Below are 23,654 nucleotides of genomic sequence, written 5' to 3' on the forward strand. Positions count from 1 at the left end.
TGGGCGTCCGTCAGAGCAGGCCGTGGCGGGGCGGCAGGGTGCCGTTCAGCACGTAGCGGCCGATGTGCTGGATCTTCCAGCGGGTCGGATCGTGCAGGGTGTGGGTGCGGGCGTCGCGCCAATGCCGGTGCAGGTTGAGCGAGTTGAGGGCCGACCGGGTGCCGGACACCTCGAACAGCGCTCCGGCGACCTCCACGGCGGCGTCGGCGGCCGTCACCTTCGCGGCGGCCACGGCGATGGAGGCCTCGGCGGCCGACTCGTCGGTGAGCCCGGCGCGAGCCGCGTCGACCGCGCGGGCGGCCTCCCGCAGCAGCGCCTCGGACGCCCGCACACTCAGGGCGAGTTCACCGAACCGCTGGATCAGCAATGGGTCCTCGGCGGCGGTCTCCACCCCGCTCTCGAACCACGGCCGGCTCTTGGTGCGTACGAACTCCGCCGCCTGGGCCAGCGCTCCCCCGGCGATCCCCACGTCGATGGCGGCATGCAGCAACTGGGCGACCGCGCCGTGGAGTTGCGGCCCCTGGAAGGTGAGGTGGTGCGGCAGCACCCGGTCGGCGGGGACGGCGACGCCGTCCAGCCGGACCGTCCCGCCCGCGGTCGTACGCTGCCCCATGCCGTCCCAGTCGTCGACGACGGTGAGGCCGGGGGCGTCCCGCGGGACGTACGCCACGTGCAGGGTGTCGTCCTCGGCGCGGGCCAGGACGGGGATCCAGTCGGCGAAGAGGGCGCCGGTGGAGTAGTGCTTGACTCCGGTCAGCAGATAGGAGCCGTCACTCAAGAGCTCCAGCCGGGTCCGGATGTCCTGGACGTGCTTCGTGCCGGCCTCGGACTGGGCGTTGCCGAGGCGAGCGCCCGCGAGCAGTTCCGCGAAGAAGAACTTGCGTTGTTCCTCGGTTCCCTGACGACGGATCACATTGACGTACACGAAGTGGCTCTGCGGGATCTGGGCGAGGCTGGCGTCGGCCGAGCCGAGCAGCCGGAAGATCTCCGCCAGGGTCGGCGCGCCGGCATCGGCGCCGCCGTACTCGGCGGGCACGGTCACGGCGAGCAGCCCCGAGGCCGACAGCCGGTCCAACTCGGCGCGGGGCAGGCGGCGTTCGGCGTCCCGCTCGGCGGCCCCGGCGCGGAACGCGTCGGCCAGGGCCCCCGCCACGGCGAGGGCCTCGGCTTCGTCGGCGATGACGTGGGCGGTCATCGGTTCAGCTCGCCGCGGCGAGGACCGGCGTACGCCCGTGGAGCGCGGCGGAGAACTGGTCGACGACCGGGGCGAGGGCCGAGGCGGCGGCCGGGGCGAGGGCGAGGGTGCCGTCCTCGCGGACGGTGATGTCCTTGTCGAGGGTGAACCAGCCCTGGACTATGTGGGCGGCGCCCATGGAGTTCAGGACCGGGCGGAGCGCGTAGTCGAGGGCGAGGACGTGCGCGACGGAGCCGCCGGTGGCCAGGGGCAGCACGGTCTTGCCGGTGAGGGCGTACTGCGGGAGCAGGTCGAGGAGGGCCTTGAGGACGCCGGAGTACGACGCCTTGTACACCGGGGTGCCGACCACGACCCCGTCGGCGCGGGCGAACAGCTCGGTGGCCTCGACGATGGCGGGGTGCCGGAAGTCGGCACCGAGCAGGGCCTCGGCGGGGATGGTGCGGACGTCCAGCGGGACGACCTCGTGGCCCTGGGCGGTCAGCCGCTGGTCCAGGTGGCGCAGCAGACGGCCGGTGCGGGAGGAGGCGGAGGGGCTGCCGGAGACGGACAGGACGGTGGCCATGGAGCTGCCTCTTTCTGGTGGGCCGGGCGCCCGTGCGGGGCGGGCGCCCGGCGGGGGGCGGTCAGGAGTACCAGGTGGGTTCGGGCAGTTCGCCTTCGAGGACCCAGCGGCCGACCTCGCGGCGCTTGTAGGCGACGGGGTCGTGCAGGGTGTGGGTGCGGACGTTGCGCCAGAAGCGGTCCAGGCCCTCGGCGGTGGCCGTGGCGCGGGCGCCGGTGACCTCGAAGATCCGGTTGCCGGTCTCCAGGGCGACGTCGGTGGCGCGGGCCTTGATCGCGGCGACCCGGACCTCGAAGGCGCCGCGCGCCTCGGGGGTGACCGCGTCCGGGTCGTCGTGCAGCTTCTGTCCTTCGGCGGCGACGGCGTCGGCGAGGGCCTCGGCCGCCCAGAGCTTGGCGGTCAGATCGCCGTAGATGTCGATGACGTAGGGCTCGTCGACCGCGCGCTCGTGGCCGCCGTGCAGCCAGGAGCGGGACTTGGTGCGGGTGTAGGTGGCGGCGGTCTCCAGGGCGCCGGCCGCGATGCCCAGGTAGAAGTTGACGAACACCAGCTGGATGGTGGGGACGTTGAGGGTGTTGTAGACGCGCGGCCGGAACTCCTTGCCGACGTATCCGGCGGCCGAGGACCAGGGGGTGCGGACGCCGTCGAGGGTGACGCCGCCGCTCTCGGTGAGGCGCTGGCCGATGTTGTCCCAGTCGTCGTGGAAGGTCAGGCCCTCGCTGTCGGAGGGGACGATCGCGAAGACATGCTGGTCGGTGCCGTCCAGGACGCCTTCGAGGACGGTGACGTCGGAGACCCTGCTGCCGGTGGAGAAGGTCTTGCGGCCGGTGAAGACCAGGTCGTCCCCGTCCTCGGTGACGACCACGTCCTTGTCGCGGGGGTTGACGGCGCCGCCGAAGAACCAGCGGCCGCGGCTGGCCTCGGCCTCCACCTGCTCCCACTGCTCGCGGGTGCCGACCAGGCGGGCGGCCCGGAACCAGAGGTAGTGGTAGCCGAGCAGCTGGCCGATGGAGCCGTCGGCCTTGGCGACCTCGCGGACGACCCGGTAGGCGGTGGGCCAGTCCTGGCCTGCGCCGCCGTGCTCGGTGGGGCCGAGCAGGGTGACCAGGCCCGCGTCCTTGAGGAGTCGGACCTCGGCGTGGGGGGTGGCGCCGGCCCGGTCGCGGGCGGCGGCGTCGGTGGCGAGGACGGCGGCGACCTCGGCGGCGCGGGCGATCCACTCGTCGGCGGTGGCGGGGGCGGGGCGGGTCGTCCAGTCTGCGGGCGTGACGGTGCTCATGCGGGTGGCCTCTTTCGCGGTGTGGGGGGTCAGACGAGGGCGGACTCGGGCTCCGGGTCCGGGAGTTCGGCTTCCAGTTCGCGTACGAGGGGCAGCACGCGCCGGCCGAAGTACTCGACCTCCTCGTGGTAGTGGAGGAAGCCGAGCAGGAGGAGGTCGACGCCGAGCTTCTTGTAGGCGACGATGCGCTCCGCGATCTGCTCGGGGGTGCCGATGAGACCGGTGCGGAAGCCGTCGTTGTACTGGACGAGATCCTCGAAGGCGGAGTCCTGCCACATGCCCTTGCCGTCGGCGGTGGACTGACCGGCCTGCTTCACGGCGGATCCGAAGCCTGCCACGGCCTCGCTGTCGGCCTTGGCGATGATCTCGCGGAGGGTGTCGCGGGCCTCGGCCTCGGTGTCGCGGGCGATGAGGAAGCCGTTGAGGCCGAACTTCGGTGCCGTGCGGCCGGCTTCGGCGGCGGACTTGCGGACGTCGTTGATCTGTTCGGTGACCCCGTCGAAGTCCTTGCCGTTGGAGAAGTACCAGTCGGAGACCCGGCCCGCCATCGCCCGGGCGGCGGTGGAGTTGCCGCCCTGGAAGATCTCCGGGTGCGGGCGCTCGGGGGTGTTGAGCGGCTTGGGCTTGAGGGAGAAGTCCCGCAGCCGGTAGAAGTCACCGGCGAGTTCGGTGTGGTCCTCGGTCCAGATCCGGCGCAGGGCGGTGATGAACTCCTCGGCGCGGCGGTAGCGTTCGTCGTGCTCCAGCCAGGGCTCGCCGAGCGCGGTGAACTCGCCCTTGAACCAGCCGGAGACGACGTTCACGGCGAACCGGCCGTTCGAGAGGTGGTCGGCGGTGGCGCCGAGTTTGGCGAGAACGCCGGGGTGCCACAGGCCGGGGTGGACGGCGGCGATGACCTTCAGGCGTTCGGTGGCGAGCAGCAGGGCGAGGCTGAAGCTGGTCGACTCGTGCTGGTACTCGGCGCCGTAGCTGGCCATGTAGCGGACCTGGCTGAGCGCGTACTCGAAGCCGTTGTTCTCGGCGAGGACGGCGAGTTCGCGGTTGTAGTCGTACCCCCAGTCGGTGCGTTGTTCGATCGTGCTGGTGACGAGTCCTCCACTGACGTTGGGGACCCAGTAGGCGAATTTCACGGGCGCGGCGGGCATGCGGAACTCCTGTTGCGGGTTTTCGGGCACGCCGGAATTCACCGGGTGCGCGGCGAAGCGAAGGCGCGGCGCGGTGAATTCGGGCGGGAAAAGGGAGGGAGGAAGAGAGGAAGAGAACGCGGCGGATCGGAGAGGGGGGATCAGGCCGCGGCGCAACAGGAGGCGCTGGAGACGCGCGCGAGGTCGACGTGGCGTCGCCGCGTGAGGTCCAGTCGCATCTTCATGCCGTCGATGGTCGCAGTCGGTGTCGAGAGCAGTCAAGGAAAACCCGACCGTTCTCGCATCGCGGACCATGGGATTTCACGAACGTGTGACAGGGAAACCCTTGAACACGTCCTGAATGGCCGCGCATTCTGCCGGGGTGCGGATCGAACAGCTGGAATACATAGCGGCCGTGACCCGGCTCGGCTCACTGCGCCGGGCGGCCGACGAACTGCGCCTGTCGCAGCCCGCGTTGAGCGAGACCGTGCGGAACCTGGAGCGGGAGCTGGGCGTCGACCTGCTGGAGCGCAAGCGGACCGGGGCGACGATGAGCGCGGCCGGGCAGGAGCTGATGCCTCGGATCGTCGATGTACTGGAGGCGGTGGACCGGCTGCGGGTGGCCGCCGGTGAGCAGCACCGCATCAGCCGGATGGTGCGCGTCGGCACGGTCAACGCGGCGACCGTGCCGCTGCTCATCCCGGTGCTGCGGGACTTCCGGGCCGCTCATCCGGTCACCCAGGTCGAGGTGGTGGGCGCGCAGCAGACGGAGATCCAGCGGGGGCTCGCCGAGGGCGGTTTCGACCTGGGCCTGGTGAACCAGCTCGACGGCGACGACGTGCCCGCCGGCTTCGAGGCCACCGAACTGCTGCGCGGGCGGCCGGTGGTGTGCGTACGGGCGGACAGTCCGCTCGCCGGCCGGGCCGAGGTGCCGGCCGACGACCTGCTCACCGTGCCGCTGATCGCCATGCGCACCGGCTATGTGATGCACCGTTATGTGCACCGGCTGCTGGCGGGCCGTGCGCCCGCCTTCTCGTACTCGACCGACGGGGCCGAGATGGGCAAGCTGATGGTCGCGGAGGGGCTCGGGGCGACAGTGCTGCCGGACTTCAGTGTGGTCGGGGACCCGCTGGAGCGCGACGGGACCATCGTGTGCCGGCCGCTGGCCGGGGACACCACCCGGGTGCTGCTGATGCTCCAGCGCCGCCGGGCCGAGTCGGTGCCGCAGGCGGCGCGGGACCTGCACGAGACGTTCGTACGCCGGGCACGGGACCTGGGCGGGACGGTCCGGCGGCGGCCCTGAGCACGACGGCTGACGCCCACGGGCGGTGCGGATCGTCCCGGTCGTGTGGCGCGGTCATGGTTCGTCCCCTTCGCCCATGGCGTTTCGGTACGGTTGGAGCCGTATTCCGCCCGGGCAAGGAGACCTCATGCTCTCGGATTCGATCGTCTTCGGCGCCGGTGGCTTCATCGGCCGCTCCCTCGTGGCGGAACTGCTGCGCCGGGGCCACCGGGTGGCGGCCGCGGTGCGCGGTTCCGGTGCGGAGCTGACGGCGTGGCTCGACGGACAGGGCATGGACCGTGCCGCGCTGACGGTGGTCCGGGCCGACCTCACCGCCCCCGGGCTCGGTCTGTCCCAGGACGGGCTGTCCGGGGTCCGCGACGTCTACAACACCGCCGCGCGCTTCGCGTTCGGCATCGAAGCGGCGGAGGCGCGGGCGGTCAACGTCACAGGTGCCGTGCGGGTGGTCGAGTGGGCGGCCGGCCTGCCGAAGCTGCGCCGGGTGGTCCACATCAGCGGCTACCGCATGGCGGCCGCCGAGGGGCGGGCACCCGACTACCGCGCGCAGGGCGCGTACGAGGCGTCGAAGCAGGAGGGGGACGCCGCGGTGCGAACCCGCGCCCGCGAGCTGGGTGTTCCGCTGAGCATCGCCAACCCCAGCACGGTGATCGGGCCGGGACAGTACATCGGCCTGGCCACGGTGGTCTCCGAGCTGTGGCGGGGCCGGCTGCGGGCGCTGCCCGGCGGTCCCGGCATCTTCCTGCCGGTCGTGGCCCTGGACCACTTCGTCCGGTTCCTGGCCGCTCTTCCCGAGCACCCCGGGAGCGAGGGCGGTACCTATGCCGTCCTGGACGACTCGACCCCCGAACTGCCGGCGCTGGTGGGCCTCTTGGCCGAGCACATGGGGGTGCGCGCGCCCCGTCGCTCGGTTCCCGTGGGTCTGCTGCGCAGGCTGCCCCGCGCGATCACCCGGGCGGACCCCGAGACCCTGTCGTTCCTGTCGACCGACCGCTACGACACGGCCTCCGCCCGGGCCCTGTCCGAAGCGCACGGACTGTCCATGGCGCCCGTGCAGGAGGCGCTGCGCGGGTGGGCCGACGACCTGGTCGCCACCCGGTTCGGCGGCTCCGGACCGTGCCGCCGTCCGTACGGCTTCCACAGCGTGGGCGGCAGCCGGACCTGGGTGACGGGCGAACGCCGGCGGCCCGGATACGTCCTGCTGCACGGACTGCTGCTCAGCGCGGACGCGTGGGCGGGGGCGGCGGACCACCTGGACGCCCCCTCCCTCGCGGCGGACCTGCCCGGGCTGGGCAGGTCGGGAGCGCGCGAAGGGACGCTCGACGACTGGCTCACCGAACTGCTGCGTCCCGTGGACACCCGGCCGGTGCTCGTGGCGCACTCGCTCGCGTGCGGCCCCGCACTGCGCTACGCCGCGGCCCGGCCCGACCGCCTCTCGGCACTCGTGCTGGTCGCGCCGGCCTTCCTGCAGCGGCCGTCCTCCGCGTTGCTGCGGTCGCCCCTGGCCGTACCGCTGCTGCGGGCGACTCCCGTGTCCCGCCTGGCCCGTTCGCTCGGTCTCTCCGAGGGCCCGGGCCTCGACGCCCTCGCGCTGGACCTGCGGCGTGCGGGGACGGCGCGCCGGGTGATCGCCGCGCTGCGCGAGGCCCACGGGCAGCGCGCCGAACTGCGCCGTCTGCTCGGGGAGTTGCGGCTGCCCGTGGAGATCGTCGTCGGGTCGGCGGATCCGCTGACCGAGACCGTGGACACACCGGTCACGGTGGTCGAAGCCGCGGGGCACTGTCCCCAGCTCACCCGTCCGGCGTCCGTCGCGCGCCTTCTGACGTCCTGCCGGGACCGGGTCGGCGCCCGCTAAGCGCTCCGCTGGAAGTGCCGCGGTACATAGTCGATCGTCTGCGGCGCCGTCGTGGCTGGTCGCGCAGTTCCCCGCGCCCCTTCGGGGCGCTGCCGAAGTGCTGCGGACTTCGCCCGGCCCGCTGGGCGGCGGCCCGCTCGGCCGGAGGGCACCGGTCCTCACCGTGTGAAGGCGAGGACCACGTTGTGTCCTCCGAACCCGAAGGACGTGGACAGGGCCGCCCGGGCCGGGGTCCGCCGCGGCCCGCCGGACACCAGGTCCAGTTCGATCCCGTCCGACGCCCGGTCCAGATTGCGGACCGGCGGAATCAGCCCGTGCACCAGGGTGAGGACGGTGAAGACGGCCTCGACCGCGCCGGAGGCGCCCAGGAGGTGCCCGGTGGCGGACTTGCAGGCGGTGACCGCCGGGTGCGGGCCCACGGCCTCCCGTACGGCCCTGGCCTCGGTGACATCGCCGACGGGCGTGCCGGTGGCGTGGGCGTTCACATGGTCGATGTCGGCCCCGGCGAGGCCGGCGTCCCGCAGCGCCGCCCCGATGGCCCGCATCTGCCCCTCCGCGGCGGGCAGCGTCACGTCGTAGGCGTCGGATGTGACGCCGGCGCCGGACATGGCCGCGTGCACATGGGCTCCGCGCGCCCTCGCGAAGTCGGCGCGCTCCAGTACGACCATGCCCGCGCCCTCGGACATCACGAACCCGTCGCGGTCCCGGTCGAACGGCCGGGACGCCCGGTCCGGAGCGTCGTTGCGCAGGGAGAGGGCACGCATCCGGGCGAACGCGCCGAGCGCCAGGGGGTGCAGGCAGGCGTCCGTCCCCCCGGCGACGACCACGTCGGCGCGGCCGGCCCGGATCAGCAGCGCACCGACCGCCAGTGCCTCCGCGCCGGACGCGCAGGCACTGGTCGGGGCGTGCGTGCCCGCCCGGGCCCCCAGCAGCAGGCCGACCGCCGCGGCACTGCCGTTGGGCATCAGCATGGGCACGGTGTGGGGCGAGATGGCACGGGGGCCCCGCTGCTCGAGGCGGTCGTCCTGTTCGAGGAGCGTGAGTCCGCCGCCGATGCCGGTCCCCACGACCACCGCGAGCCGTTCGGCCTCGACCTCGGGCGCGCCGGCGTCCGCCCACGCCTCCCGGGCCGCCACCACCGCGGCCGCCTGGCTGCGGTCCAGCCGCCGCTGCCGGATCCGGTCCAGTCGTGCGGCGGGGTCCTCACGCATGGTTCCGGCGATGCGGACGGGCAGTTGCCCGGCCCAGGGGGTGTCCAGCCGGGACACGCCGGAGCGGCCGGACAGCAGCGCCGCCCAGCTGGACGGGACGTCGCCGCCGAGCGGGGTGGTCGCTCCGAGGCCGGTCACCAGGACGTCGGGCCGGTTCGCTTCAGTGGTCGCGGGCAGCATGACGGATTCCTTCCGCGCGGTGTTCCTGTCCCTTGCCTTGCGTGGCCGGCGGGAGGTTCCCCGGCGTCTCTCCCGGGGCCCGGACGAGACCGGCCGCGACCAGTGCCACGATGGAGATGAGTAATTCCCCGGTGGTGAGAATATCTTCGGCCCTTTCCATGGCCTTCCATGCCCTTTCCGTGACCTTTCCCGGCACCTTCGGACATCGATTGATTTCTTCGAGGAATCTACCCGGCGGAAACAGCTCGGCGCCTCATTCTTTTTCATGAGATCCAGGCCGGTCCGGGGGGCCACACAAGGGACCATTAACACTATTAACAGCCCACAGCCGGTCCTATTTTATGCAGATAACCCGACAGTGGGCCCGCTAATGCACTTGTTGCAGCGATGCTTGGACCCCCTGCATAGTGAGGTAGTAATGCCACAGGGGGAGCGAGACGAACAGGGCCTTGCATTTATTCACCACGCCCGAAAGGGGAAGGTAATTCGTGCCGCAATACAATGAGGGGCAGTTATTCTCAGCCGCCCAGGACGTGCGTGTCCTGCGCTGGCCGGTCGAGGTGCAGGAACTGGAACAGTTACGCCGCCGGGGAATCCTCCGCCTGCTCGTGGTCGAGAACGGCGCGACCCCGCCGGTACCGAGCGACTCGCGGGAGGACTGGATCAGGGCGCCGGTCAGCCGGGCCGACTTCGCCGCCCGGGTCGCGGCGCTCCGGGCCAGAGCCGGCACGCACCTGATCCCCGTCCTGGACCAGGACGGGCTGCTCCGGTACGGCAGCCGGATGGTCCCCGTGTCACCGACCCAGATGAACCTGCTGCGTCCGCTGGTCGAGAGGTACGGCACCCTCGTGCCCCGGCACGAGCTAATCGCGCTGCTCCGTGCACGGCGCGGCACGGCGAGCCAGAACGCCCTGGACCTGCACATCATGCGAATCCGGCGCAAGGTGCTCTGCCTGGGGCTGCGCATCCGGACCGCCAACGGACGGGGATATCTCCTCGAATCGAGCGACTGATCTCCGCAACAGCCACCAGAACGAGCCCTGTTGAGCGCCACGCGCTCAACAGGGCTCGCACGGAGCGCCGCGGGCTCATTGGAGCGCCGCCGGAGCACCCGGGGCGTTTCCGCCCGCACCTCACGCCGACACGCCCGCCCATGGGCCGTACGGAGAGTGGTCGCCGTCGCGCCGCGGTCCGGGCTCCGGACAGGCGGATGCCACCAGGCCCGTCCGATAGGCGTGGATGACCGCGTGCACCCGGTTACGCAGGTTCAGTTTTTCCAGCAGTCGTTGCACATGGGACTTCACGGTGTTTTCGCTCAGCACCAGCACCGCGGAGATCTCCGTGTTGCTCAGTCCCTGCGCTAGCAGACGAAAGACCTCCCTCTCCCGCCGGGTCAGCAGCTCGAATCCCGCCGCATCCGCCGTCGAGGAGTCATGGAATTCCGTTGCCCCGGGGAACGGGCCGTCGTCGTACGCCGGGGGAATCCTCTCGTCGAAGAAGATCCGGTAGCCGGCGGCCACCACATGAATCGCGGACAGCAACTGCTCCGGGGTGACACGGTGGAGAACCACGCCGTTCGCTCCGGCCCGGAGGGCGCGCCGCGCACCGCGGCCCCCCTCGGGGGTCATGAGCAGGACGCCGGGCCCGCTCCCCCCGTGGCACACGGACAGTTCGTCGACCAGTTCCACGGCATCGGCCGGGGGCGGCACGGCTCCGACGAGCACCAGGTGCGGCCGGAGCTCACAGGCCTGTCCCACCGCACCCGCACGGTCGGACACCTCGCCGACCACCTCGATACCGCCGTCCTCCTCGAGAACGGACCGGATTCCGGTACGGGCGATGGACCGGTCGTCCACCAGCAGGACTCGGATCGGTGCGCTCATCGCCGTCACACCAGGTCGCCCACGCACCCCGGCACGGCCGGTTCGGGGTCTGCGGAGCGGTCGTCGCGGGGGCGCCGGGGCACCAGCAGGACCGCCAGTGCTCCGCAGGCGATCAGGGCGACTCCGGTCCACACCGCGGGAATCATGCCGTCCGTGAACCGGTCCGCCGTGGTGAGGTCGCCGTGCGCGGAGAACACCGAGGCGAGCACCGCGATGCCCAGCACACCGCCGAGTTCGCGCAGCGCGCTGATCGCCCCGGACGCCATGCCGCGTTCCCCGGCGTCGACCGCGCTCATCACCATGTTCGCCGTGGGGGTGAAGTAGAAGGTCATGCCCAGACCGCACAGGACCAGTGCGGGGACGAGCGACGGATAGGAGACCTCGGGCGAGACCCGGGCGGCGATCCACCCCAGGCCGAGTGCCTGGAAGGCCAGGCCGAGCGCGACGATGGTCCGGCTGCCGACGCGGTCGGAGACCAGTCCCACCAGGGGCGCCACGAAGATGGGGACCGCGGTCCACGGGAGGATCCGCAGCCCCGCCTCCAGGGGGGTGTAGCCGCGTGGTCCCTGGAGGAACTGGGTGAGCAGGAAGACCGAGCCGAACATGCCGGCGAACATCAGCAGCCCGGCGGCGTTCATCGCGCTGAACGTGCGGTGGCGGAACAACTGCATCGGGAACATGGGCCGTTCGGCACGCAGTTCCCACAGGACGAAGGCGGTCAGGACGACCGCGCCACCGGCCAGCGACAGCAGGACGCGCGTACTGGTCCAGTGGTCCGCGTGGCCGTTGATGATGCCGAGGACGATCCCGAAGAGCCCGGTGCTGGCCAGGACCGTCCCCACCAGGTCCAGCCGCGGGCTGGGGCCGTGGCTCTCGGTGAGCTTCCACCGGGAGACCGGCAGGACCACGGCACCGATCGGCACGTTGATCCAGAAGATCCACTGCCAGCTGAGGTGCTCCACCACCGCTCCGCCCAGGAGCGGGCCCATGGCGATGGCGATCCCCTCCACGGCGCTCATCGCGCCCAGCAGGGCACCGCGCCGCCGCTCGGGTGCCGCGTCCGTGAGGATCGTCAGGTTCAGCGGCATCAGCAGCGCGGCGCCCAGCCCCTGCACGGCGCGCGCGGCGATCAGGGCGCCGATGCCGGGGGCCGACGCGGCCGCGGCCGACGCGAGGACGAAGACGCCCAGCCCGATCCCGAACATCCTCCGCCGGCCGAACCGGTCCCCGAGGGCCGCGCCGGTCAGCATGAGCACCGCGTAGGTGAGGGTGTAGGCGTTCACGGTCCATTCGAGTTGCCGGATGCTCCCGCCGAGATCCGCGCGGATCGACGGCAGGGCCGTGATGACGACGAGGTTGTCGAGCGACACCATGGCCACGCCCAGGCCACAGCAGAAGAAGGTCCACAGCAGGTTCCGTTGCCGAACACTCATGTCCACCTCCGTGATGGGATTGCCTCCGGTCGTGCGGCCGCGCGCGTTCTCACCCGGTTCGCCCTCGGTGCACGCGCGGCCTGGGCCGGAGCTTCAGTGCCAGGAGGCCCGGGGCGCGTCGCGGTCCGGCGCGGCCGCCGGTGCGCGGCCCGCGGCGGACTCCCGGACCAGCCGCAGGAGTTCGGGCAGCAGCGCCCCCAGTTCCACCGGCCACCGCGCCCGGGTGCGCCACCGTTCCCCGAGCGGCCTGGCCTTCTGGTGCACGTCGAGACGGACCTCGTGCCGCACCCGCCGGCCGGCCAGCAGCCGCACCACCATGTGGGAGCTGATCACGCCGAACGCCATGGCGGTGTAGGCGACCTGGGGAAAGCTGTAGTCGGTCCGGGCGTGGTTGGCCCGGATCTCGGCGAGCATGTCGGTCGGTACGTGCCGCAACGGGACGGCCCGGCGCAGCAGTTCCCACATGTCGAGGCGGTCCGCGTCGTCCGGGCCGATGGCCCCCGCGAACGGTTCGCGGACGTGGCGGTAGTCGTAGCAGCGGACGTACTGGGTGCCGGCCATGTCCCAGCCGGTGATCAGGGGGAGCCGGCGTCGGACGGCGTGGCGGTGCAGCAGGAGTTTGGCCTGCCAGCCCTCCGGGGTCGTGACGTCCACCCCGTCGATGACCACCTGGCAGGAGGCGGTCAGCTTCTCGACGGTGTGCCGGGTGACGCCTTCGGTGAAGACCTCGACCGAGGCGTAGGGGTTGATCGCCCTTACCCGGTCCCCGGCCAGCGCGGCCTTGTTCCGGTCGAGGTCGGCGGCGGTGGCCGACTGCCGGTTGAGGTTGTTCAGCTCGTACGTCCCCGGGTCGGCGAGGACGAACTTCTGCAGGCCGAGCCGCGCCAGTGGTTCGACGGCGGCGCCCCCGATCGACCCGCAGCCGGCCACCAGGACGGTGGCCGAGCGCAGGGCCCGCTGATCGGCTTCGGCCACCACTCCGGCGTTGCGGGCGGTCAGCTCGGCGTAGAACCCGGCTTTCGCCGCGGGCCCTGCCAGGGTCTCGGGCATCGGCTCCATCTCGCCGTTCGTCACCTGTGTGCCCCTTCCGGTGCGGCATCGGGACGGTGGCCCGAACGCCTCTTCCGTGCGGCCAGGGTGGTGATCACGGCCTGCCACGAGGCCAGGTCGCTGGTCCCGGCGAGATAGGAACGGACCACGTCGCGGTACCAGGGGATGTCCGCGGGCACCGGGGCGACGAACGGCTTGGCGAGGACGGTCTGCCGGTAGATCGGCGCCATGGGATCCGCCGCGGACAGCTGCGGCGAGGTGCCCTCGACGACGTGCAGGTCGAAGCCGACGAGTCGCAGATGGCGCAGTGCGACATGCTCCTTGGCGTCGCCCAGCACCATGCGCAGGCCGTCGCCGAGTCCGAGCACCGCCTCGCCGATGCCGAGCATGAGGTGCCAGGGGACCCGGGCGTACTGCTCGTTCCGCGGCATCGTCTGGTCGCGCAGGAAGCGCTTGAACTCGAAGGCCTGGTGGGTCCCCAGGCCGGGCCGGGCGTACCTGGAGAGCAGGTCGATGCCGTGGGCCGCCTCCGTCGGGAACGGGATACGGCACGCGGAGTCCAGGGGCAGGTTCTCCGTGTCCGCCGAGCAGGCCAGCCCCACGTAGCCACGGATCTTCCCGGAGCGCGTGCACAGCGTCACGGTGTGGATGTTCTCCACGGCGTGTGCCTGCGGGAGGGGTTCGTGGAAGGCGGCGGTCCGGTGGACCGCGTCGGCGGAGATCCAGTTCAGCCGGAGGTACTGGGCGAGGCGGAATCCCAGCATCCCTTTGAGGTAGCGGGAGGGGAACTGGCTGTCGTGTCCGGTGACGGTGACCAGCGCGCCGTGCGGGTCCTCCACGAGGGAGAGCGGGGCGCCCCTGAGCTCCATGGGCAACCGCCGGTAGCTGAGCCGGTCGTGGAGCCCGATGATGTCCTGGGCGTAGCGGCGGGCGCGGGGGTCCCGGCCGCCGTCGTGCTCCTGGCCCGAGGTGCGGCGCGGGGCGGTGCCGGCGGTCCGGCCGGCGGTGCTCACCACTCGTCGTTCTCGGCGTAGAGGCTGTCGGTGATGGCGAGTGCCAGGACTTCGGGGGTGCCTTCGTAGATCCGGGTGCCCAGCGCGTCCCGCATCATCTTCTCCACGCCGTAGGAGCGCAGATAGCCGCGCGCTCCGAGCAGGGAAAGGGCCGTCTCGGCCACGTCGATCGCGGTCCGGTCCGCGAACAGCTTGGCCGCGGCCGGTTCGTAGACCGGCGGCGGCAGTTCGTTGTCGACCTTGTCCGCGGCGCGCAGGTACAGCATGCGGGCGGCGTCCACCTTGGCCGCCATCCCGGCGAGCTTGGCGGCCGTGAACTGCTGGTCCTTCAGGTGCCGTCCGCCCTGCACCCGCTCACCGCACCAGGTGATCGCCCGTTCCAGGGCGCTGCGCGCCACGCCGGTGGAGATGCCGGCCACCGCGGCGCGGGCCATGTTGCTCTGCGCCATGTTGATGGCCATGCCCTCGCCCTCTCCCCCGATCATGTACTCGGCGGGCACCCGGACGTCGTGGAACTCCAGTTCGCTCCCCAGGCAGGCGCGGTATCCCATCTTGTCCGCCACCGGGCCGCGGACCACGCCGGGCAGGTCGAGGGGGACGATGAAGGAGGTGAGCCCCGTCGCCCCCGGGCTGCCCTCCATGCCGGCGAACACGGAGGCGAACGCGGCGACCTTCGCGTTGGTGATGAACCGCTTCCGGCCGGTCAGGACGTAGTGGTCGCCGTCCCGGCGTGCGGTCGTGACGTTGCGCGCGTGCTCGGCCTGGGAAGGGATGATCAGGTCGCAGCCGGCGTCCTCCTCGGTGACCGCGTTGCAGGCGAGAACCGGTTCGTCGCCCGAGAACATGGGCAGGAAGCGGGCCTGCAGCCGGGGGTCTCCGGACAGCAGGATCGGCGCCTGGCCGAGCAGGGTGGCCCCGAAGACCAGTGCCGTGCCCGGGCAGACCGCGGCCACCTCCTCGAGCGCGGTGGCGACCCCCAGCATCCCCACACCCATGCCGCCGTATTCCTTGGGGACGGCCGCGCGGGTGAGGCCGACCCGGTGGCCGTGGCCGACGAGTTCCCAGTCGAAGTGCGCTGCCGGTTTCTGGTCCAGTTCCTGTACTCGGGGCCTGACGACGTTCCGGGCGAACGTCCTCGCGGCGTCCCTGAACTGCTCGACCTCGTACGGCAGTACGTCGAAGTTGAGCGCCGTCTCGGACACGGATTCGGACAGAGCGGTGTTCACGTGGGATGTCACTCCTTACGCGTGGGATTCGGTGGTCGTGACGGTGTCCTGCGGCGGTTACCCGTCGATTCCGCAGGCGGCCGCGATGTCCGGGTACCGGTCGAACGCGGGCCGCAGCATCGGCACCAGTTCCAGCACCTTGGCGACCTTGCCGCGGATCCTGAGCCGGCCGGTGGCGATGGCGACGGGCACCATGAGCCGCCCCATCCACAGTGCGTGGGCCGTGTCGCAGGACATCCTGAGGGTGATCGCCGCCGTCCTCGACGGCTGCTCGCCGATGACGACACCCTGCGGTGCCACGAAGATCTCGCAGTCGGGCTTGGTGTGGACGAGCCGGACGGACAGCCCCTCCTGCCGGGCTTTCGCCACGAATTCCTCGTCCTCCAGCAATACGGTGAACAAACCGCCGAAGACCTTCTCGGCCATTTCACCCGATGGAAAAATGCCGGACATCTTCCCCCCTTTCGATCGCTTCTCTCGTTTCTGCCGGACGACATCTCCTACGAGGAACGATAAGGGCCGCCGCACCCGGATTCCATCGCGTCAACATAAGGCCGAAGGGAAGCGGAAAGGACACCGAAAGGCGACGCAACAATCGGTCGACGGGAAACAGATGACGAAAAGGATATTCACCCACAGCCACTTCGTTGGCTTCTGCATGCATCACCGGCAACACGCTGCGTTTCCGGCACAGTGTTCCCGGCCGGCCGTGCGGGTCAGGACGGCCGGGGCGGTTTGATCCAGCCCAGGGACCGTTCGACGGCCCGCAGCCAGTTGTCGTACTCGGACTCCCGGTGGCCGGGGTCCATCGCGGGCAGCCATCGGGCGGCCGGGTGCCAGTTGCGGCGCAGCACCTCCAGGTCCGGCCAGTAGCCGGCGGCGAGCCCGGCGGCGTAGCCGGCTCCGAGGGAGACCGTCTCGGAGACCATGGGCCGTACGACGGGCACGTCGAGGACGTCCGCGATGAACTGCATGAGCAGGTTGTCCGCCGTCATGCCGCCGTCCACCTTGAGCTCCTTCAGCGCCACCGAGGAGTCGGCGTTCATGGCGTCGACGACCTCCCGCGTCTGCCAGCCGGTGGCCTCCAGGACGGCCCGGGCCAGGTGCCCGCTGGTGATGTAGGAGGTCAGGCCCACGATGACGCCGCGTGCGTCGCTGCGCCAGCGGGGTGCGAACAGGCCGGAGAAGGCGGGGACGATGTAGCAGCCGCCGTTGTCCTCGACGGTCCGGGCGAGCGTCTCGATCTCCGGTGCGCTGTTGATCAGTCCCAGCCGGTCGCGGAACCACTGGACCAGTGCGCCGGTGACGGCGATCGACCCTTCCAGGGCGTAGACCGGCGGCCGGTCCCCGATCCGGTAGGCGACCGTCGTGAGCAGCCCGTGCCGGGACCGTACGACGTCGGTGCCCGTGTTGAGCAGCAGAAAGCTGCCCGTGCCGTAGGTGCACTTGGCCTCGCCCGGGGAGAAGCAGGTCTGGCCGAAGAGGGCCGCCTGCTGGTCGCCGAGCGCGGCGGTGATGGGAACGCCGGGCAGCAGCGCGCTGGCCTCGCCGTAGGTCTCCGCGTTGGACCTGATCTCGGGCAGCATCGGCCGGGGCACACCGAACAGCGCCAGGAGCTCCTCGTCCCAGGTGAGGGTGTGGATGTTCATCAGCATGGTGCGGCTGGCGTTGGTGGCGTCGGTGATGTGCAGACCGCCGTCGGCACCGCCGGTGAGGTTCCAGATCAGCCAGCTCTCCATGGTGCCGAACAGCACCTCACCGTCCTCGGCACGCTGTTCCAGGCCTTTGACGTGGTCGAACAGCCAGCGGATCCGCAGCGCCGAGAAGTAGGTGGAGGGCGGCAGCCCGCAGCGGTCGAGGAAGAACTCCTCTCCGGGCCGCTGTCTGAGGTCCTCGACCAGCGGCGCCGTGCGGGTGTCCTGCCAGACGATCGCCCGGCCCAGCGGGGTGCCCGTGCGCGGGTCCCAGAGCACCGTCGTCTCCCGCTGGTTGGCCAGGCCGATGGCGGCGACCTGCCCCGCGTCGACGCCGGTACCGGCTCCGGACAGGGCCTCGGACACGACGCGCCGCAGGTTCTGCCAGATCTCGACGGCGTCGTGCTCGACCCAGCCGGGCCTGGGGAAGTGCTGCTGGTGCTCCCTCTGCGCGACGGACACCAGCCGCCCGCCCTGGTCGAACAGGATGCATCGGGTGGAATTGGTGCCCTGATCGATGGACATCACATACCGTTCCACCATGATCGGGTCCGCCTTCCGATGGGTCGCGGAGTGAGCGCGGGGCCGGGGGCCGGGGGGCAGGGGGGCTTACCAGCGGGCGGCTCCCAGGTCCCTGGAGATCGCTCGCGCGGCCTCACGGATCAGCGTGATCAGGCTGGGCCGGGGCCGGCCCCGGCTGTCACAGATCCGCTCGACCGGGCCGGACAGCCCGATGGCACCGACCACGAGGCCGCCGTGCCCCCGGATCGGCACGGCGAGCCCGGCCTCGCCCATGCTCATCTCCTGTGTCTCGACGGCCCAGCCCAGCTCCCGGACCTCGGCGAGCGCCCGGGTGAGCTGCTCCTGGGTGACCAGGGTGTGCCGGGTGTACGCCTCGAGGCCCGACTCCAGGGCGGATTCGAGGGGGGCGGCCCCGTAGGCCAGCAGCACCTTGCCCAGCGAGGAGGCGTGCAGGGGCAGCAGTGAGCCCACGTCCAGGGTCTGGAGCGTGTCGTCCGGCCGGAACACATGGTGGACGACCAGCACCATGCCTTCCAGGGGCGTGCCCAGGCGCACCGCCTCCCCGCTGCGGGCGGCCAGGGCGTCGGCCCAGTTGATGGAACGGGACCGCAGCTCGTTGACGTCGAGGTAACTCGTGCCGAGGTGCAGCAGGGCGGCTCCGAGCTGGTACTTCCCGGTCGTCGCGTCCTGCTCCACGAAGTCCACGTGCTGGAGCGTGCGCAGAATGCCGTGGGCGGTTCCCTTGGCCAGCCCGAGGGAGGCCGCCACCTCTCCGAGCCCGAGACGACGAGGCCCACCCGCGAGCAGGCGCAGAATCGCGGCCGCCCGTTCGATCGACTGGACCGGACCGGCCATGGAATGAGCTTATTACCGACGCGGAGGGCGCGCCGTGTGTGCAGGTGGGCGCCCCGGCACACGGGAGTGGGCAGCGGCGTTCGGTAATGCCGACCGGCATTCATTGACCGGCCCGGCGCGGCTCCTTAGCGTGCTACGAAGCCCGGCAAAGCGCCGAGGCGTGATGCGGGGCCAATGGCGCTCACCCCTGGAGACACGAGATGACGGTAGAGCTGAACACACTGGCACGGGAGGCATGCGAACACGTCTTCCCGATGCCGCCCGTCGCCGGTGCCGTCACGGACCTGCGTCGACGGGCGGGTACGGTCCTCGCCGCCTGGAAGGTGTCCCCGGAGATCGTCGAGGACGCGCTGCTGGTGGTGTCGGAACTCCTCACCAACGCGATCGTCCATGCCCTGCCCCCGGCGATGCTGCGGCTCTCGTGGGTCCGCGACGCCGGGTTCGGCACCCTGCGCATCGAGGTCACGGACGCGGGTCCCGCGCGTACGGCGGGAGAGCCGCCCGCGGGGATCGACCCGGACGAGCACGGCCGGGGCGAGGAGATCGTCCATGCGCTGGCGACCCGGTACGGCATTCGCGTCCGCCCGGGCGGGGTCACCCGGTGGGCCGACCTCGTCGCGGTATGAGACCGGGCAGGCCTACGAGTCGGGTGTGAGACCGGGCGGACCGACGAGTCGGGTGTGACACCCGGCGGACCATCGGGTCGGCTGTGACACCCGGCGGGCTATCGGGTCGACGGGAGCGCGAGGCCGCTCCGCTCGGCCCTCCGCCTTCCACCGTCCGACCCCCCGGCGACGGACCGGAAGCGTGACACCACGCGGACGGAACCGCTGTCGGCCACGTGCCCCGGTGCCCTCGCGCCGGGGCCGACGCGTTCCTCCACCGCCTGCATCCGGAGCAGCAGCAGCGCCGCGTCGTCGTGCAGCCGCCCGCCCACGTGCGCCAGCAGTTCGTCGTGGACCGCGGACAGGACGTGTTCCGGCTCGTCGCACACATGGCGGGCCACGCCCTCGGCCAGCGGATAGAACTCGCGGGCGCGGTCGCGGGCCTCGGTGACGCCGTCGGTGTAGAGCAGCAGCTGGTCCCCGTCGGAGAAGGGCAGGATCTCCAGGCAGGGGGGCTCGCCGACGAGGGCGCGCAGACCGAGCGGCGGGGCCGGGGAGGTGGGTTCGACCGCGGCGACGTCTCCGGACGCGGATATCAGCAGGGGAGGCGCGTGGCCGCAGTTGACCACCTCCAGCTCCCCCGGGCGCGGGTGTCCGACGACCACCGCGGTGACGAAGTCGTCCGGCGCGAGGTTGCGCTCCAGGCTCCGCTCGATCCTGCCGACGACGGCAAGGAGATCGGGCTCGTCGTAGGCGGCCTCGCGGAAGACACCGAGCACGAGGGCGGCGGTCCCCACCGCCGTCAGCCCCTTGCCGCGCACGTCGCCGACGATCAGCCGCACCCCGTGCGGAGTGGGTACGAGTGCGTAGAGATCACCGCCGATCCGGGCCTCCGCCGCCGCGGCGCTGTACCGGACCGCCACCCGGAACGGGCCCACGGTCTGCGGGATGGGCTGGAGAACCGCGTGCTGGGCGGCCTCCGCGACCGAGCGGACGGCGGCGAGCACCCGTTCCCGGCGGCAGCGCAGCGCACTGGCCAGGGCACTCGCCAGAGTGACGGCGAGCAGAGCGGAGAGTACGACCGCCAGCTCGCGCCCCGGAACCCCGTCGTCCACGCCGCCGAGCATCGCGCCCAGCACCGCGGCGAGAAGCCCGACGCACAGGACGCCCCGGGGACCGTTGGTGCTCGCGGCCAGGGCCGGCCCGGCCGCCAGCAGCGGCAGCCAGAACAGGCCCGATCCCCCCAGGGAGTCCACGAACACGACACCGGAGACGATCAGAACCGGCACCACGGGAAATCCGGCGGTCAGCTGGGAGACGGCACGTCGGGGAGCCGACGCGCCCCGGCCGGCCGCTCGCCGGCCGGCCATTCGCTGCCTGAACGGCAGCAACGGCCGGTGGTCGCCACCATGGTCTCGGGCCTGGCTCATATGACTGTCCGCAATCCTCGCCTATACGGGGAGTACTCCCGACTTGTCCGTTTCATCCAGGAAACGGGGTGCGGTCAGCACGCCACAAGGAGCGGATTTTCAGATAGTGAGCGACAGGCCTCTGGTCACGCGGTCGGCGGTCGGGATCAGCCGGTCCCTGACCTCCCGGAGCCGGGAGATCCGCTCCGCCGGGAGGGACACACCGAGCGAGCCGAGGACGTCACCGCGGTAGATGGGCACGGCGACGCACACGGTGCCGAGCGCGTACTCCTCGAGGTCCGTGACGGCCGGAGCCAGCGGGGAGGCGTCCAGGTTCCGGAGCAGTTCCGGGAGGCTGGTGATGGTCCGTGGCGTCAGGTCGGCGAGATCGTGCCGGGAGAGGTAGTCGCGGCGGGCGTCCTCGTCCAGTTCCCGCAGGACGGACTTGCCCAGCGCGGTGGCGTGTCCCGCGTCCTCGAACCCCACCCAGAGGTCGACCCGGGGCGCGCGGGGACCGTCGACGATCTCGGCGACGCTGATCTCGCCCTCCTCGTAGAACGTGATGTAGGTGGCGGTGACCAGCTCGTCACGGAGCGCGGCGAGCGTCGGCCGGACCCGGCTGAGCAGTGCCTGGGCGCGGCCCGCGGTGTGCAGCGTCTGCACCTTGTCGCCCAGGACGAAGCCGCCGTCCGCCAGCTTCCGCAGGTATCCGTCGTGGACCAGCGTCCGCAGCAGGTGATAGGCGGTCGCCAGGGGCAGCCCCGTCTCCCGTGCCAGCTGCTTCGCCGGTGCGCCGTTCTCGTGCGCGCTCACCGCCTCCAGCAGCCGGAAAGCACGCTGGACGGACATGATGAGCGTGGGGCTCTCTTGAACGCTCATGCCACCAGCGTGCGCCGCGGACCCGGCACGGGCAAGGCGCACGGCTCGCACGGACACCGCGCGACACGTCACCGGGCCGGTCGGCACGGTCCCCGGTGCACGGAATCCCCCCGTCGGCGCGCCCGGCATAAGTAGGGTGATGCGCATGAAGGCACTTTTGTTGTCCGGTGGCTCTGGTACCCGTTTGCGCCCCATAACCCACACCTCGGCGAAACAACTCGTACCCGTCGCGAACAAACCGGTGCTGTTCTACGGCCTGGAGGCGATCGCCGAGGCGGGCGTCACCGAGGTCGGGATCATCGTCGGGGACACCGCCGAGGAGATCCGGGCGGCGGTCGGCGACGGCTCCGCGTTCGGTCTCGACGTGACCTACATTCCGCAGGCGGCGCCGCTGGGGCTGGCCCACGCGGTGCTGATCGCCCGGGATTTCCTGGGCGACGACGACTTCGTGATGTACCTCGGCGACAACTTCATCGTCGGTGGCATCACGGCTCTGGTGGACGCCTTCCGTGCCGAACGGCCGGACGCCCGGATCCTGCTGACGAAGGTGCCGAACCCGGCGGCGTTCGGCGTGGCCGAGCTGGACGCGGCCGGCCAGGTGATCGGTCTGGAGGAGAAACCCGGCCGTCCCAAGAGCGAACTGGCGCTGGTGGGCGTGTACCTGTTCACGCCGGTGATCCATGAGGCCGTACGCGCGATCGAGCCCTCCGGGCGGGGCGAACTGGAGATCACGGACGCCGTCCAGTGGCTGATCGACGCCGGACACGAGGTGCGCTCCACGACGATCTCCGGGTACTGGAAGGACACCGGGAACGTCACCGACATGCTCGAGGTCAACCGCTCGGTGCTGGAGACCCTGGAGCGCCGGATCGACGGCACGGTGGACGACGACAGCGAGATCATCGGCCGGGTGCGGCTCGAACCCGGAGCGAAGGTGACCGGGAGCCGGATCGTCGGGCCGGTGGTCGTCGGCGCCAACACCGTGATCACCGACTCGTACGTCGGACCCTTCACCTCGATCGCCGGCGACTGCCGGATCGAGGACAGCGAGATCGAGTACTCGATCATGCTCCGTGACTCCTCGATGAGCGGCGTCCGGCGGGTGGAGGCCTCCCTCATCGGCCGCAACGTCGAGGTCACCCCGGCGCCCCGCAAGCCCGCCGCCCACCGGCTCGTCCTCGGCGACCACAGCAAGGTGCAGATCTCGTCATGACGACCGGAATCCTGGTGACCGGCGGCGCCGGTTTCATAGGCTCGCACCACGTCCGCACGCTGCTCGGTCCGGCCGGCCCGGGCGATGTGGCGGTCACGGTGCTGGACAAGCTCACCTACGCGGGCAACCCCGCCAACCTCGACGGGGTCCGCGACCACCCGGGATTCACCTTCGTCAAGGGTGACATCTGTGACGCGGCGCTGGTCGGCGAACTGCTCGCCGAACACGACCAGATCGTCCACTTCGCCGCCGAGTCCCATGTGGACCGCTCGATCCTGGGCGCCGGCGATTTCGTCCGGACCAACGTCCTGGGCACCCAGACCCTGCTGGACGCGGCGCTGCGCCACCGGAGCCGTCGAAGACCCATGACCTTCGTGCACATCTCCACCGACGAGGTGTACGGCTCCATCGACTCCGGCTCCTGGCCGGAGACCGACCCGCTGCGCCCCAACTCCCCCTACGCCGCCGCCAAGGCGTCGAGCGACCTGATCGCCCTCTCCTACCACCGCACCCACGGCCTCGACGTGCGGGTGACCCGCTGCTCCAACAACTACGGGCACCACCACTTCCCCGAGAAGGTCATCCCGCTGTTCATCACGAACCTCCTGGACGGCAGAAAGGTTCCGCTGTACGGCGACGGCGGCAACGTCCGCGACTGGCTGCACATCGACGACCACGTCCAGGGCATCGAACTGGTACGCACCCGGGGCCGCGCCGGCGAGGTCTACAACATCGGCGGCGGTACCGAGTTGTCCAACAAGGAGCTGACCGCCCTGCTGCTGGAGGCCTGCGGCGCGGACTGGGACAGCGTCGAGTACGTCGCCGACCGCAAGGGCCACGACCGCCGCTACTCCGTGAACTGCACCAAGATCCGTGCCGAGTTGGGCTACGCGCCCCGCAGGGACTTCGCCACCGGCCTTGCGGAGACGGTCGCCTGGTACCGCGAGAACCGCTCCTGGTGGGAGCCGCTGACGGAGCGCGCGGCGCTCTGAGACGGCGGGGATGCCCCGGCGGGGGGGACGTCCTGGCGCGTAACAGTCTCGACATCACGGACGCCGACGCGGTAAACGGCGCAATCGACGCACACCGGCCCCGGACCGTCGTCGACTGCGCCGCGTCCACGGCCCGTACCCCGAGCACGGCCCGACGACCTGCAACGCCTTCGC

22 protein-coding genes are annotated in these 23,654 nt (G+C 71.4%); 6 read left to right on the forward strand and 16 right to left on the reverse strand.

Going from position 1 to position 23,654, the window contains the following annotated elements:
* Nucleotides 1-10: 10 nt before the first annotated feature.
* The 5 genes from AB0D85_RS32320 to AB0D85_RS32340 form a co-directional block, all read right to left on the reverse strand.
* Nucleotides 11-1,195 (reverse strand): SfnB family sulfur acquisition oxidoreductase, encoded by a 1,185-nt coding sequence (locus tag AB0D85_RS32320; protein WP_362328083.1) that lies wholly within the window; start codon nt 1,193-1,195, stop codon nt 11-13.
* A gap of 4 nt (nt 1,196-1,199) precedes the next feature.
* Nucleotides 1,200-1,757 (reverse strand): NADPH-dependent FMN reductase, encoded by a 558-nt coding sequence (gene ssuE, locus AB0D85_RS32325; RefSeq protein ID WP_362328085.1) that lies wholly within the window; start codon nt 1,755-1,757, stop codon nt 1,200-1,202.
* Nucleotides 1,758-1,818: 61 nt separating this feature from the next.
* Nucleotides 1,819-3,036: an acyl-CoA dehydrogenase family protein gene (locus AB0D85_RS32330; RefSeq protein ID WP_362328087.1), complete on the reverse strand. Its 1,218-nt coding sequence runs from the start codon at nt 3,034-3,036 to the stop codon at nt 1,819-1,821.
* Nucleotides 3,037-3,065: 29 nt separating this feature from the next.
* Nucleotides 3,066-4,181, reverse strand: a complete 1,116-nt coding sequence (gene sfnG, locus AB0D85_RS32335) for a dimethylsulfone monooxygenase SfnG (RefSeq protein WP_362328089.1) — start codon at nt 4,179-4,181, stop codon at nt 3,066-3,068.
* 140 nt (nt 4,182-4,321) lie between these two features.
* The gene (locus AB0D85_RS32340; RefSeq protein ID WP_350760414.1) at nt 4,322-4,405 is read right to left on the reverse strand and encodes a putative leader peptide; all 84 of its coding nucleotides are present in this window, start codon (nt 4,403-4,405) and stop codon (nt 4,322-4,324) included.
* A gap of 137 nt (nt 4,406-4,542) precedes the next feature.
* On the opposite strand from AB0D85_RS32340, the gene AB0D85_RS32345 reads away from it, so the two are divergent.
* Complete coding sequence (locus tag AB0D85_RS32345) at nt 4,543-5,463, forward strand: LysR family transcriptional regulator (protein WP_362328344.1); 921 nt, start codon at nt 4,543-4,545, stop codon at nt 5,461-5,463.
* Nucleotides 5,464-5,590: 127 nt separating this feature from the next.
* Nucleotides 5,591-7,315: an alpha/beta fold hydrolase gene (locus tag AB0D85_RS32350; protein ID WP_362328091.1), complete on the forward strand. Its 1,725-nt coding sequence runs from the start codon at nt 5,591-5,593 to the stop codon at nt 7,313-7,315.
* 158 nt (nt 7,316-7,473) lie between these two features.
* Here AB0D85_RS32350 and AB0D85_RS32355 read toward each other — a convergent pair whose 3' ends face one another.
* A complete protein-coding gene (locus tag AB0D85_RS32355; RefSeq protein ID WP_362328094.1) occupies nt 7,474-8,706 on the reverse strand; it encodes a beta-ketoacyl-[acyl-carrier-protein] synthase family protein in 1,233 nt (410 codons plus the stop codon).
* Between the two features lie 488 nt (nt 8,707-9,194).
* On the opposite strand from AB0D85_RS32355, the gene AB0D85_RS32360 reads away from it, so the two are divergent.
* Complete coding sequence (locus AB0D85_RS32360) at nt 9,195-9,719, forward strand: helix-turn-helix domain-containing protein (RefSeq protein WP_362328096.1); 525 nt, start codon at nt 9,195-9,197, stop codon at nt 9,717-9,719.
* A 120-nt stretch (nt 9,720-9,839) separates the two neighbouring features.
* Here the strand turns inward: AB0D85_RS32360 and AB0D85_RS32365 are convergent, their stop codons facing one another.
* From AB0D85_RS32365 to AB0D85_RS32400, 8 genes are all read right to left on the reverse strand, one after another.
* Nucleotides 9,840-10,589 (reverse strand): response regulator transcription factor, encoded by a 750-nt coding sequence (locus AB0D85_RS32365; protein ID WP_362328098.1) that lies wholly within the window; start codon nt 10,587-10,589, stop codon nt 9,840-9,842.
* A 5-nt stretch (nt 10,590-10,594) separates the two neighbouring features.
* Nucleotides 10,595-12,022, reverse strand: coding sequence for an MFS transporter (locus AB0D85_RS32370; RefSeq protein WP_362328100.1), 1,428 nt, complete (start codon nt 12,020-12,022; stop codon nt 10,595-10,597).
* A 93-nt stretch (nt 12,023-12,115) separates the two neighbouring features.
* The gene (locus AB0D85_RS32375) at nt 12,116-13,096 is read right to left on the reverse strand and encodes a ThiF family adenylyltransferase (RefSeq protein WP_362328102.1); all 981 of its coding nucleotides are present in this window, start codon (nt 13,094-13,096) and stop codon (nt 12,116-12,118) included.
* Nucleotides 13,093-14,085 (reverse strand): hypothetical protein, encoded by a 993-nt coding sequence (locus AB0D85_RS32380; protein WP_362328104.1) that lies wholly within the window; start codon nt 14,083-14,085, stop codon nt 13,093-13,095. Before AB0D85_RS32380 ends, AB0D85_RS32375 begins: the two co-directional genes overlap by 4 nt.
* On the reverse strand, nt 14,082-15,311 hold the full coding sequence (locus tag AB0D85_RS32385) for an acyl-CoA dehydrogenase family protein (RefSeq protein ID WP_362328106.1): 1,230 nt from the start codon (nt 15,309-15,311) through the stop codon (nt 14,082-14,084). Before AB0D85_RS32385 ends, AB0D85_RS32380 begins: the two co-directional genes overlap by 4 nt.
* A gap of 57 nt (nt 15,312-15,368) precedes the next feature.
* The gene (locus AB0D85_RS32390; protein ID WP_362328108.1) at nt 15,369-15,737 is read right to left on the reverse strand and encodes a hypothetical protein; all 369 of its coding nucleotides are present in this window, start codon (nt 15,735-15,737) and stop codon (nt 15,369-15,371) included.
* 290 nt (nt 15,738-16,027) lie between these two features.
* The gene (gene glpK / locus AB0D85_RS32395; RefSeq protein ID WP_362328110.1) at nt 16,028-17,548 is read right to left on the reverse strand and encodes a glycerol kinase GlpK; all 1,521 of its coding nucleotides are present in this window, start codon (nt 17,546-17,548) and stop codon (nt 16,028-16,030) included.
* A 66-nt stretch (nt 17,549-17,614) separates the two neighbouring features.
* Nucleotides 17,615-18,382, reverse strand: a complete 768-nt coding sequence (locus tag AB0D85_RS32400) for an IclR family transcriptional regulator (RefSeq protein WP_362328112.1) — start codon at nt 18,380-18,382, stop codon at nt 17,615-17,617.
* A 200-nt stretch (nt 18,383-18,582) separates the two neighbouring features.
* Here AB0D85_RS32400 and AB0D85_RS32405 point away from each other — a divergent pair, with 200 nt between their 5' ends.
* Complete coding sequence (locus AB0D85_RS32405; protein WP_362328114.1) at nt 18,583-19,008, forward strand: ATP-binding protein; 426 nt, start codon at nt 18,583-18,585, stop codon at nt 19,006-19,008.
* Nucleotides 19,009-19,106: 98 nt separating this feature from the next.
* Here AB0D85_RS32405 and AB0D85_RS32410 read toward each other — a convergent pair whose 3' ends face one another.
* Both AB0D85_RS32410 and AB0D85_RS32415 read right to left on the reverse strand, forming a co-directional pair.
* Nucleotides 19,107-20,417 carry a PP2C family protein-serine/threonine phosphatase gene (locus AB0D85_RS32410; RefSeq protein ID WP_362328116.1) on the reverse strand — a complete coding sequence of 437 codons (1,311 nt, stop codon included), beginning with the start codon at nt 20,415-20,417 and terminating at the stop codon, nt 19,107-19,109.
* A gap of 99 nt (nt 20,418-20,516) precedes the next feature.
* Nucleotides 20,517-21,275 (reverse strand): IclR family transcriptional regulator C-terminal domain-containing protein, encoded by a 759-nt coding sequence (locus tag AB0D85_RS32415; protein WP_362328118.1) that lies wholly within the window; start codon nt 21,273-21,275, stop codon nt 20,517-20,519.
* 145 nt (nt 21,276-21,420) lie between these two features.
* On the opposite strand from AB0D85_RS32415, the gene AB0D85_RS32420 reads away from it, so the two are divergent.
* Together AB0D85_RS32420 and rfbB are read left to right on the forward strand one after the other, a co-directional pair.
* On the forward strand, nt 21,421-22,488 hold the full coding sequence (locus AB0D85_RS32420) for a glucose-1-phosphate thymidylyltransferase (RefSeq protein WP_362328120.1): 1,068 nt from the start codon (nt 21,421-21,423) through the stop codon (nt 22,486-22,488).
* Complete coding sequence (gene rfbB, locus AB0D85_RS32425) at nt 22,485-23,480, forward strand: dTDP-glucose 4,6-dehydratase (RefSeq protein ID WP_362328122.1); 996 nt, start codon at nt 22,485-22,487, stop codon at nt 23,478-23,480. The genes AB0D85_RS32420 and rfbB overlap by 4 nt, the downstream gene beginning before the upstream one ends.
* Nucleotides 23,481-23,654: the final 174 nt, after the last annotated feature.

It is taken from the genome of Streptomyces sp. NPDC048277 (genome assembly GCF_040652235.1).
Taxonomy (GTDB): Bacteria; Actinomycetota; Actinomycetes; order Streptomycetales; family Streptomycetaceae; genus Streptomyces.

Coding starts and splice junctions, on each gene's coding strand:
- AB0D85_RS32320 (WP_362328083.1), bottom strand. CDS start 1,195: ATGACCGCCCACGTCATCGCCGACGAAGCCGAGGCCCTCGCCGTGGCG.
- AB0D85_RS32410 (WP_362328116.1), bottom strand. CDS start 20,417: ATGAGCCAGGCCCGAGACCATGGTGGCGACCACCGGCCGTTGCTGCCG.
- AB0D85_RS32350 (WP_362328091.1), top strand. CDS start 5,591: ATGCTCTCGGATTCGATCGTCTTCGGCGCCGGTGGCTTCATCGGCCGC.
- AB0D85_RS32330 (WP_362328087.1), bottom strand. CDS start 3,036: ATGAGCACCGTCACGCCCGCAGACTGGACGACCCGCCCCGCCCCCGCC.
- rfbB (WP_362328122.1), top strand. CDS start 22,485: ATGACGACCGGAATCCTGGTGACCGGCGGCGCCGGTTTCATAGGCTCG.
- AB0D85_RS32390 (WP_362328108.1), bottom strand. CDS start 15,737: ATGGCCGAGAAGGTCTTCGGCGGTTTGTTCACCGTATTGCTGGAGGAC.
- AB0D85_RS32355 (WP_362328094.1), bottom strand. CDS start 8,706: ATGCTGCCCGCGACCACTGAAGCGAACCGGCCCGACGTCCTGGTGACC.
- ssuE (WP_362328085.1), bottom strand. CDS start 1,757: ATGGCCACCGTCCTGTCCGTCTCCGGCAGCCCCTCCGCCTCCTCCCGC.
- AB0D85_RS32340 (WP_350760414.1), bottom strand. CDS start 4,405: ATGAAGATGCGACTGGACCTCACGCGGCGACGCCACGTCGACCTCGCG.
- AB0D85_RS32405 (WP_362328114.1), top strand. CDS start 18,583: ATGACGGTAGAGCTGAACACACTGGCACGGGAGGCATGCGAACACGTC.
- AB0D85_RS32400 (WP_362328112.1), bottom strand. CDS start 18,382: ATGGCCGGTCCGGTCCAGTCGATCGAACGGGCGGCCGCGATTCTGCGC.
- AB0D85_RS32420 (WP_362328120.1), top strand. CDS start 21,421: ATGAAGGCACTTTTGTTGTCCGGTGGCTCTGGTACCCGTTTGCGCCCC.
- sfnG (WP_362328089.1), bottom strand. CDS start 4,181: ATGCCCGCCGCGCCCGTGAAATTCGCCTACTGGGTCCCCAACGTCAGT.
- AB0D85_RS32370 (WP_362328100.1), bottom strand. CDS start 12,022: ATGAGTGTTCGGCAACGGAACCTGCTGTGGACCTTCTTCTGCTGTGGC.
- AB0D85_RS32415 (WP_362328118.1), bottom strand. CDS start 21,275: ATGAGCGTTCAAGAGAGCCCCACGCTCATCATGTCCGTCCAGCGTGCT.
- glpK (WP_362328110.1), bottom strand. CDS start 17,548: ATGGTGGAACGGTATGTGATGTCCATCGATCAGGGCACCAATTCCACC.
- AB0D85_RS32365 (WP_362328098.1), bottom strand. CDS start 10,589: ATGAGCGCACCGATCCGAGTCCTGCTGGTGGACGACCGGTCCATCGCC.